Source organism: Okeania sp. SIO3B5, from assembly GCF_010692555.1.
In the GTDB taxonomy this organism is placed as follows: domain Bacteria; phylum Cyanobacteriota; class Cyanobacteriia; order Cyanobacteriales; family Microcoleaceae; genus Okeania.
This window is the reverse complement of record NZ_JAAHHG010000365.1, coordinates 1-10170: the sequence shown is the minus strand read 5'-3', so window position 1 is coordinate 10170 and position 10170 is coordinate 1. Positions and strand designations below refer to the sequence as shown.

General features: G+C 39.3%; 7 protein-coding genes. 4 read left to right on the top strand and 3 right to left on the bottom strand.

Annotation, left to right across the window (positions count from 1 at the left end):
• The first annotated feature begins 865 nt into the window (after positions 1–865).
• The 3 genes from F6K54_RS31980 to F6K54_RS31970 all read left to right on the top strand — a co-directional run bounded on the left by F6K54_RS31980 (position 866) and on the right by F6K54_RS31970 (position 3923).
• Complete coding sequence (locus F6K54_RS31980; RefSeq protein ID WP_293086998.1) at positions 866–1129, top strand: hypothetical protein; 264 nt, start codon at positions 866–868, stop codon at positions 1127–1129.
• Positions 1130–2410: 1281 nt separating this feature from the next.
• A complete protein-coding gene (locus F6K54_RS31975) occupies positions 2411–3322 on the top strand; it encodes a phosphorylase (RefSeq protein WP_293086995.1) in 912 nt (303 codons plus the stop codon).
• Positions 3323–3764: 442 nt separating this feature from the next.
• On the top strand, positions 3765–3923 hold the full coding sequence (locus F6K54_RS31970; RefSeq protein WP_293086992.1) for a hypothetical protein: 159 nt from the start codon (positions 3765–3767) through the stop codon (positions 3921–3923).
• A 457-nt stretch (positions 3924–4380) separates the two neighbouring features.
• Here F6K54_RS31970 and F6K54_RS31965 read toward each other — a convergent pair whose 3' ends face one another.
• The 3 genes from F6K54_RS31965 to F6K54_RS31955 form a co-directional block, all read right to left on the bottom strand.
• Complete coding sequence (locus F6K54_RS31965) at positions 4381–4575, bottom strand: Uma2 family endonuclease (RefSeq protein WP_293086989.1); 195 nt, start codon at positions 4573–4575, stop codon at positions 4381–4383.
• A 93-nt stretch (positions 4576–4668) separates the two neighbouring features.
• Entirely contained in the window at positions 4669–4854 is a 186-nt protein-coding gene (locus F6K54_RS31960; RefSeq protein WP_293086986.1) for a hypothetical protein, read from the bottom strand.
• A gap of 222 nt (positions 4855–5076) precedes the next feature.
• Positions 5077–5946 carry an Rpn family recombination-promoting nuclease/putative transposase gene (locus F6K54_RS31955; RefSeq protein WP_293086983.1) on the bottom strand — a complete coding sequence of 290 codons (870 nt, stop codon included), beginning with the start codon at positions 5944–5946 and terminating at the stop codon, positions 5077–5079.
• Between the two features lie 335 nt (positions 5947–6281).
• On the opposite strand from F6K54_RS31955, the gene F6K54_RS31950 reads away from it, so the two are divergent.
• Positions 6282–9998, top strand: coding sequence for a sister chromatid cohesion protein PDS5 (locus F6K54_RS31950; protein ID WP_293086980.1), 3717 nt, complete (start codon positions 6282–6284; stop codon positions 9996–9998).
• Positions 9999–10170 lie beyond the last annotated feature (172 nt).

Genomic DNA, 10170 nt, shown 5'->3' with positions numbered 1-10170 from the left:
TTCGTGACTTAACAACAAATTATTAGACATCTCCAGAAAAGAGGGAGTAGTGAGTAGGGAGTAGGGAGTAGGGAACCCACCCCTCGCCCCTCCCCCTCCCAACCCACCCCTAGCCCCTCCCAGGAGGGGAGGGGAAGAATTGATAATTTCTGTGCGATAATTGATTTTATTTTTTATTATTGGAGATGTCTATTGTATAAGCGATCGCTCCTAACAAGATTTATACTTTTTTTACTAGCGATCGCTTATGATTCAAACATCAATTTTTTGTAGAGTAAAGATTGAAAAGCCACATACTCAATTATACCAGATCGACTTAATTTTGTAATTTTTTGCTCGCAAAACTTTTGACTTTTGCTTTTTATCGTTTTGAAAATTACTGCTAAAAGCTCATATTAAATTCGATCGTAATAGTTTTTCTCCTTTTATTGCTCTGTTTATCCACAATTAATATTTATTTACTTTCGTTCCAAAGAGCAACTTAAATGTTTACTTATTTTGCAGATTTGCAGGTCTATTTTTTTTTGAGAAATAGTTATATTATTCTCTTGACAATTTAAGTAGATAACTGTAAAATTTTACTTACATAATCGCAGCAATAAATCAAGAATAATTATATCATAAAGATCAATTTTTTTTATTAATTTTTATTGATATTGAGACAGTAAAAACTAATATTAATAATGCCTATATGTGGATTAAGAATTTATACTTAAAGAAACAACAAATCGCTCATAAAATGAGAAAAAATATAGTAAAAAGTATAGTATTTAACAATAAATGATCTGAACTTAGAGATATAAAAAGAATATAGATAGTAACTAACTATCCAGCAAGTAAACCGAATTACAGGAGATTATTTATAATGAAAAGGTACTTAATCCTATCTGCACTAGCTTCTCTCGGTATTTTCTTACAAGCAGGATCGGCTAACGATCAGTATGAATGTGATTTTAGATATAAAGTTGGCGCAAATGATTGGGTTAATGAAAGTGCCAGTGCAACAACTCGTTCTCTTGCGAAAAGTTCAGTTGCCAGCATCCTAGAAAGTAAAGAAGCTAAAGCGAATAGAGAAGGTAAAAGTTTTGATTCAACTAGCTTATTTTGTACAGAAGTACTTGGGGATTAATGTGATAGTTTTTCTAGAAACTAAAATTCCCAACAACTTTATTGCTTTTGAGCCTTAAAATTAGGTGAAGCTTAAGCGATAAAGTTAGTGAATATCCCAAAAAAACTTTCATTTTAGTGTGGTAAATACTGAAATCAAGCTCTAAGAGTAGTTGCTATTTATAGGGGTTCCCTGTTTCCATAGGGGACTTTTTTTTTGACTTACAGCAGAAGGAAGAAGGAAGAAGGCAGAAGGAAGAAAGAAGAAGGAAGAAAGAAGAAGGAAGAAGGAAGAAAGAAGAAGGTTTTATACTAACTAATTAGGGCTTGCTGATTAGAACTAATATCATGTCCGGATAAGAGCGTGATAAAAAAACTTGTTCCTCCTTAATATAATAGTTTTCATAAGGCGTGAAGTACATCAATGATCCCCCGCGCATCCCCCTTAAAAAGAGGGACTTCCAGTTCCCCCCTTAATCCCCCTCCCGTCCCCCGCAGGATCGGGGGAAGCCAGAGGATGCTGCGCTTTTTGTTAAACGGGGGTTAGGGGGGATCTCCTGACTCCTCTGTTGTTATTTATAACTATTCAACCGGACATCGTATAAAAGCATTGACATATAAAGACTTTAGTCTTTTTTGGATCGAATTGTAGTGCGCCTGTTTCAGTCTAATATCATGTCCGGTTGAATAGTTAGACTTTGGTGGAAGGAAGGCAGCTATGCTGGAGGCAGGAGGCAGAAGGTTTTCTTTCATTGTCACCTTAATTTTATACACGCTCCGATGCTATCGGACATGATATAAAACACTCAAAAAGTTAGTATTTTAGGCGTGATATTACTCCTACCTCCTCGCTCATTCCCATTTCTCCTGTCTTCCCCTCCCCTCCTGGGAGGGGCGAGGGGTGGGTTGGGAGGGGGAGGGGCGAGGGGTGGGTTGCCTCCTGTCTTCCCCTCCTGGGAGGGGCGAGGGGTGGGTTATCCTACCCTCACCCATAAGACTTTTTCAGCAAACTCTAATTACCATGTATTAATGCTTAACTGTAGGTAGCACTTCAATTATTACAGCGCTTTTCAAATTGATGAACCACATCGTCATAACCAAAACCCTGTAGGGACGTTGCATGCAACGTCCCTACTGTGGTAGACTGAAATGAAAACCGCTGTAAGCATTAGATTATTGGGGCGGGTTCACCCAACAGAAATTATCAATTCTTTCCCCCTAATGCCTACTGCCTACTCCCTCTTTTGGATGTCTAATATCAGTAGTATGATGATGGATGACTATAAATATCCAAAATTTAACTATGTCCCAAAATCAACTGTTATTTACACCTGGCACTCTCTGGGAAAGACTGAAACAACAAACAAAATATGCTCTAGAATGTGGCGCACTTCAACCTATACCTACTGAGTACGAGTTTGTACAACAGAATAATATTCGCTTCCTAGTACGCATTTTGTCTAATTTATCCCGGAAAGATGAAGCCAAAAAACAGCAGAAAAAAAACAAAACTGAGGCTGGCAAAGATTTTAACCCCTTTCTACCTTATGAGCAGGATTTATTTGTTGCCGATATCTCTAAAACTCATCTGTGTTTGTTGAATAAGTATAACGTTGTAGATAATCATCTACTTATTGTGACTAGAGAGTTCGAGGAACAAGAAAATTTGCTGAATTTGCAAGATTTTCAGGCTTTGGGTTGCTGTATGGGAGAATTTGATGGTTTGGCATTTTACAATTCTGGGAAAGTGGCAGGTGCGAGTCAACGTCATAAACATTTACAAATGATACCTCTGCCAATGGTTTTGGATGGAGAGAGAATACCCATAGAAAGAGCGATCGCTACTGCTAAATTTGATAATGGTATAGGTGTTACCTCTGACTTTCCTTTTCGACACGCTTTGGCTAAATTAGATTCTGGTTGGATAAATTCTCCTGTTGACTCTGCTGGTGAAATTTTGGCATCTTATTTTGCTTTACTCAAAGCTGTGGGGATAGAAGATGTTGATGAGAAGACTGGGAAACAGTCTGGTAATTATAATCTTTTGGTGACGCGAGAATGGATGTTAGTTGTGTCGCGATCGCATGAAAATTTTAAATCTATTTCTGTTAATAGTTTAGGTTTTGCGGGTGCTTTGTTGGTGAAAAATCAGGAAGAGATGAAAATTATTAAGGAGCATAAACCTTTAAATATTCTTCGTGATGTAGCTAATTAGAAGGAGTCAGGAGTCAGGAGTCAGGAGTCAGGAGGGAAGATGAAGGAAGGGTTGAGTTACAGCAAATTTCAAGTATATGAAGTACAGATATGAAAAATTAAATGTTCCCAGTGCGAGCATCTTGCTCGCTTTGGGGTGTACCTCGCCAAGGTGGAACCCGCTGTATCTAGGAGAGAAGGAAGAGGGAAGAAGAAAGGAGGAAGAAGGCTTGGTGGTTGGATTTTATATCAAGTCTCATTAAGAACGCCATAATAAATTAGCTATCTTTAGTCATCTTTAGATGACTTCTGCTTTGATCCTAGAAATTTATTTCTTGGCGGATGACATGGTTCGCTAAGTTCGCCAAGTTCGCTAAGGATTGAAATCCTTGGCTAATAGTTTAAGTCATCTGAAGATGACTCTTGAGGAGTATGCCATCTTTTTATATTGTGGTTAATCTCAGATGTGGCTAGAAGAAGGAGTCAGGAGTCAGGAGTCAGGAGTCAGGAGGGAAGAAGAAGGAAGGCTTAAGTTATCTAGGAGAGAACGAAGAGGGAAGAAGAAAGGAGGAAGAAGGTTTGGTGGTTGGATTTTATATCAAGTCTCATTAAGAACGCCATAATAAATTAGCTATCTTTAGTCATCTTTAGATGACTTCTGCTTTGATCCTAGAAATTTATTTCTTGGCGGATGACATGGTTCGCTAAGTTCGCCAAGTTCGCCAAGGATTGAAATCCTTGGCTAATAGTTTAAGTCATCTGAAGATGACTCTTGAGGAGTATGCCATCTTTTTATATTGTGGTTAATCTCAGTTGTCTAATTGTTATTAGCTGAATTAGCTATTTGTTGAACAACCGACAAAGGCAAATCTAAAGATTCAGCAATTACCTCTAAACTCAATCCTAATTTAACCAGGGGACTTCCAGTTCCCCCCTTAATCCCCCTCCCGTCCCCCTTGGGAAGGGGGAAGCCAGAGGATGCTTCGCTTTTGAACGATGGGAAGCCAGAGGATGCTGTGCTTTTTGTTAAACGGGGGTTAGGGGGGATCTCCTGAGTCCTCTCTCGTTATTTATAACTATTCAACCGGACATCGTATAAATAGTCAAGTTGGCACCAATAAAGTAATCGTTGCGATCGCGCCACAACCATTCTAGACAAATAACTAGCAACATGAGTTGCGTATAGTGTTGAGAGCTTTCCATTTCGGGTTCGTCGCTTTCTAGTTGAGTAGCATCGGGCATTATTGCCTCTAATTCTTGGGCTGTTAAAACCATTGCGCTTCACCTTTTTTCAGTTATCAGTTATCAGCACCTCAAGTTAAACCAGAGGTAATTATTAATTATTAATTATTCATTATTCATTATTCATTATCCATCCCATTGCTTATCTAAGATTAATGGGATTTTTTCTGGAGGTACAATAACTACTTTTCCATCTTCCCAAATAGCGATAGACTCTCCTAATTTCCGGTGTCTTTCTAAGGCTTCAGCAATGGCTTTATTGATACTTTTAAGGAGTCTTTCTGAAAATAATTTAGGTTGTTCATTATTCATGGTTTTATCTCCATAATTTGAGAATAAGTTTCAGATTGATAAATAATCGGTGTCTGGTTAATTCTTTTTTTTCCTAATACAAACTGATTTATACAAACTGTTTAAGTATACTCTACCTAACTCTCTTACTTAATTTTTTTTAAGTTAACTTGACTACCAATAAAATTGAATTATTTATCAAAAATATTCTGTAGCCAAGTTAGTATGAATCTATTCAGTTATCTAATTATTATTAGCCGAATTAGCTATTTGTTGAACAACCGACAAAGGCAAGTCTAAAGATTCAGCAATTACCTCTAAACTCAATCCTAATTTAACCATTCGAGCAACTGCTTCTTGTTTGGCCTTCTGTTGGCCTGTTTGTTCGCCTCTTTGTTCCCCAATGTCTTCACCAATTTCTCGGCCTCGTTGTTCCCCTCGTTGTTCACCAATTTGTTGACCATCGGCAAAGGCATCTTGGTAAAATCTGGTCTGTTTTAAATCTCCTAAATTAAACATTGCTGCAATTTCCTCCCGACTTTTTTGTGGTAATTTGTAGACTATTATAGTCTCTATTAATTCGATGATATTTTCTTGTCTGACTGCATCTGTTAATTGAATTTGAGTTTTTTCAACTAACGACTTAGCCACATCAACTGCGGTTTCTTCTGGTTCTACTACCAGTTTAACAATTTCTACTCCTAACGAGTTTATTGGTGCTAACTCATCTAAATAGATTCGTTGGACTCTTTCTAGAGTTAAAATATCTCCAAATTGATGAGCTTCTTCCCTTTCAACACTACGAGTTGGATAAATAACAACTACCCGCCAAGGATTAGTCGGTTGATATTGTCTTAAATATAGAAAAAGTTCGGAAAAGATACGATAGTATAATTCTTCTTTGGGTTGGAATTGTACTTCTACTAAATAGAATGGTTGGTCAGAATTAACATTGGTTGGTACAAATAATCCATCCATACGAAATGATAATTGTTTGACTTCACGGGAAGTAAATTTGTAATTTTTAGCTTCATTTCCAGAAATACCAATTAGTTCAAAAAAACTGGATGGAATTGTCAGAAATAATTTATAGAAGATGCTGTCTGTTTTCACGTTTTTATTTTGGAATTTAATTTAGCATACTGTTTTCCTGTTGGTGTTGCAACTGGAATGAAGTGGAAAGAAGCAATCTTAGTTGGTCTAAATTATTTCTTGATTTTCTGTTCCGGTTCAATTTAATATGTTAGTATGTAGACTTAAAATAAGCTGCTGTTTTCTATAGCAGTTCTTTAACATAATGAGGTACAGCTTTAGATCCCCCCTACCCTTACTAAGGGGGGAACCGCTTAACAAAGTGGGGAGTCTTCAAAGTCCCCCTTTTTAAGGCAGTAGGGGGATCGTAAATTTACCTCATAACTTTGGGAATTGCTATATCTCTCAATCTAAGGATGATGAAACTCTGTAACTCCTTTCTCCGTAAATGGCGTTTTTTGCTGCTGTTGTTGTTGGTGCTGTTGGTGGTAAATTTGGGTCATGTTCGAGCTTCTGAGAATTCACCGCCCGAAGACTGGCAACTCCAGGGAATGTTGGCTGCGTTGGATGATTCTGATCCTGATGTTTGGTTTGCGGCTTTGAAGAAAATGTCTAGGTATGACCTTAAGTATCCTGTTGAAATTCCCTCGGAGCGGGTTGAACAAATTGGAAAATTGTTGAGCTATGAAAATTCGGATGTTCGTAAGGCAGCAGTATGGGTAGTGAATGATATTGGGTCGGAGGCTAAACAATTTATTCCTCAGTTACTAGAGTTGTTGACGGATGAAAATTCGGATGTCCGCGAAGCAGCAGCAAACGTAGTGGGTGAGATGGGGTCAGAGGCTAAAGAGTTGATTCCCCGGTTACAGAAGTTGTTGAGGGATGATGATTCCCGTGTCCGTTCCGCAGCAGCAATAGCAGTGGGTAATCTAGGGTCGGAGGCTAAAGAATTTATTCCCCAGTTACAGAAGTTGTTGAGAGATGATGATTCCCGTGTCCGTTCCGCAGCAGCAATAGCAGTGGGTAATCTAGGGTCGGAGGCTAAACAATTTATTCCCCAGTTACAGAAGTTGTTGAGGGATGATGATTCGGATGTTCGTGAAGCAGCAGCAGAAGCAATAGGTAATTTAGGGTCGGAGGCCAAACAATTTATTCCCCAATTGCTGCAATTGTTCAGGGATGAAAATTGGAGCGTCCGTTATGAAGCAGCAGAAGCAATAGGTAATTTGGGTTCGGAGGCTAAAGACTTGATTCCTCAGTTGCAGCAGTTGTTGAGGGCTGAAAATTCAAATGTCCGTTCCGCAGCAGCAGAAGCAATAGGTAATTTGGGTTCGGAGGCTAAAGATTTGATTCCCCAGTTACTAAAGTTGTTTAGAGATAATGATTCGGATGTGCGTTATGAAGCAGCATGGGCTGTGGGTGAGATGGGGTCGGAGGTTAAAGAATTTATTCCACAGTTGCAGAAGTTTTTGAGCGATGATGATTCAGATGTCCGTTCTTCAGCAGCAAGAGCAGTGGGTAGGATGAAGTCGGAGACTAAACAATTTATTTCTCAGTTGTTGCAGTTGTTGAGCGATGAAAATTCCGATGTCCGTAGAGAAGCCGCATGGGCAGTGGGTGAGGTGGGGTTGGATGCTAAAGAATTTATTCCTCAGTTGCTGCAGCTGTTGAGTGATGAAGATTGGCTTGTCCGTTCTTCAGCAGCAGAGATAGTAGGTGAGATGGGGTCGGAGGTTAAAGAATTTATTCCTCAGTTGCAGCAGTTGTTGAGCGATGAAGATTCGTATGTCCGTCAAGCAGCAGCAACAGCAATGGGCAAGATGGGAAGGTTGAATATTCAGGATATTTTAGCAATTTTGAATGTCGCTCATAAAAGCAGCTATGAAGAAGCAAGACTCCGTTTTATCGCTTACTTTGTCAGTGGTGGAGAATCTGACACCATTACCTTAATTCAATGGTTGGGTTCACCCAAAAAATATCCCTACGAAAATAATAAGTTTGACAACACTCGAAAAGAAGGCAAAAAAGTTTTAGAGATTTTTGCTGATGCTTGGCCAGATACTGAAAATCTAGAAGACTTGCGCCCAGAATTGAAACGGCAAATTGATTTTGTGGTTAAAAAGGTAGATTGGCAACTAGAGGATATTGATTTACTCCAAACCCACTACAACAACCTCAAAGATCAAGATATTAAAGTCAAAATAGATGCCTTGAAAGGAATACAAATATTCTCCTACATCTGGAAATTTCTACTCCTTCACGCCATCACTTGGCTCATCCTCCTCTCCCTCTATCCCAAATCTCCGGAAATTCAAACCCTATTCTGGCATCCCCTAATTCGCAGAATTGCCGGACTCGGTTACGTCGGTTTATTACTCACCTGGATACCATTCCTCCGCCGCCAACTCCTCTCCCCTTTCCAACCCCTCCTCATCGCAGACGCTAACCTCGACAGTTTCAACCCTCAAGATTACTTTCCCGACTCCAACGTTTGCCTCAAAAATACCCACAACCTCCAACCCATCAAAACCGCCATTGCCAAAGTGCAATCTCCCATTATCCTCGAAGGAGAATCAGGTCTCGGCAAATCTATGTTCCTGCGCTACTGGGCAAAAACCTGCAAAAATCTAGTGGTTTACCTACCTGCCAGCAAATGTTCCCAAGGAGCGATCGCTGCCATCCAAGCCAAAATCCCTATTTCTCAAACAGACAGTAAATTCCTAGAAAATCTCATCTACAATAACGCCCTAGAAATTTGTATCGACGGTCTCAATGAAGTCACGGCCGACACCCGCACTAAAATTAGTTATTTCGTCGAGCGTCATTTCCGGGGTCATATTCTCCTGGCAACACAACCCCTAGATTGGATTCCACCCTCCGCGACCAAAACCTATATTCTCCAACCATTGAAACGTCAGCAAATTCGACAGTTTCTCCAAACTCGTCAGTTTACCCCATCCGCAGAAACATCTATTTCCCAGTCTGAGTATGAGGAAGCTTGCGAAGAATACCTGGAAAAAACCTTCAATTCAAACCAACAGTCAGAGGAAGAGCGCAAAGCAGTACGTCGGTTATTATCGAATCCCATGGATTTAACTATTGTGGCGCAAATTCTTGCCCAGGGTAAAATCCCCGACTTGCTCAACCTGCAACAACAGCAGTATAACGTTATGGCAGCAGCATACGAGCAGATTAATTTTGATTCCTTTCCCCTAACAGAATTTGCCGAAACAGCATATCAAATGCGCCTCAACGATGAAATTAATATTCCGTCCGAGTGGAAAAAAGAGCTAAATTGCATGGAAAACTACAAAATGGTTTTGCGCCGTCAACGCCATGTAGAAGGTAATTCAGGTTCGCAATGGTATTTCCGCCATGATAAAATTCAAGAATATTTTATCGTCCAGACATTTCTCGGTGAGGAAAATCAAAAATTAGAACAACATATTAACGACCCCAGATTTCGAGGAGTTTATCTATTATTAGCAACTTTGTTACCCTATAACGAAGCACTGTTATTACGAGAGAAATTATTAATAAATGCAGCGGAAACCAAAGACCATGTTGTCAGCGACCAATTTATTCAGCGATTAAATTCTCGGTCGGAACTATCCGAAAATGGTTATAATATAGTTGAGCATTTACTGGAAATTATTAAAATGAATGCTCAAAAAAGTAACAATACTAATATTGAATTTAACCCTAATATAAGGAGTGAGTTAATGACAGATTCTTACAGAACAAAATATAACTTGAGCCAAGCTGAAAATCCTAGTATAGTCGATCAAGAACAAAATAGGAAAATTGATGCTAATATGATCGGGAATGCTGAAGCTGACAATCAAATGATCGGAAGCGGAACCCAAAATAATTATAACTCCCAAGAAAAGCAAACCCTCGCCGAAGCTGCTAATGAGATTCAAAAATTATTGAAACAATTAGAATCAAGTAATCCTGATGCCACTGATACAGAAAAAGGAGTATTTGTCACCGCTGCCATTCCGCCAAGCAAACGGCAACGTTTTGTCGGAGCATTGCAAGCGGGAGGCAAAGAAGCTCTGAAAGAATTGTTAGATAATCCTTATGTTAATGTGGGAGTTGCTATTGTGGAAGGGTGGCAAAATCCAAATTAAGAGTGTATAAAAAGTTTAGGACTTACGCATGAACGCTATTGGTAGTGGACTGACACGCCTAAAAATGTAGGTTGGGTTGAACGGAGTGAAACCCAACAAAACCTTACTAATGTTGGGTTTATCCTACGGATAAGCTCCGAAGATCGTCCCTCAACCCAACCTACACTTATTG

Excerpts from the sequence above, each read along its gene's own strand:
- F6K54_RS31980 (WP_293086998.1), top strand. The coding sequence starts at position 866 with ATGAAAAGGTACTTAATCCTATCTGCACTAGCTTCTCTCGGTATTTTC.
- F6K54_RS31960 (WP_293086986.1), bottom strand. The coding sequence starts at position 4,854 with ATGAATAATGAACAACCTAAATTATTTTCAGAAAGACTCCTTAAAAGT.
- F6K54_RS31970 (WP_293086992.1), top strand. The coding sequence starts at position 3,765 with ATGTGGCTAGAAGAAGGAGTCAGGAGTCAGGAGTCAGGAGTCAGGAGG.
- F6K54_RS31965 (WP_293086989.1), bottom strand. The coding sequence starts at position 4,575 with ATGGTTTTAACAGCCCAAGAATTAGAGGCAATAATGCCCGATGCTACT.
- F6K54_RS31975 (WP_293086995.1), top strand. The coding sequence starts at position 2,411 with ATGTCCCAAAATCAACTGTTATTTACACCTGGCACTCTCTGGGAAAGA.
- F6K54_RS31950 (WP_293086980.1), top strand. The coding sequence starts at position 6,282 with ATGATGAAACTCTGTAACTCCTTTCTCCGTAAATGGCGTTTTTTGCTG.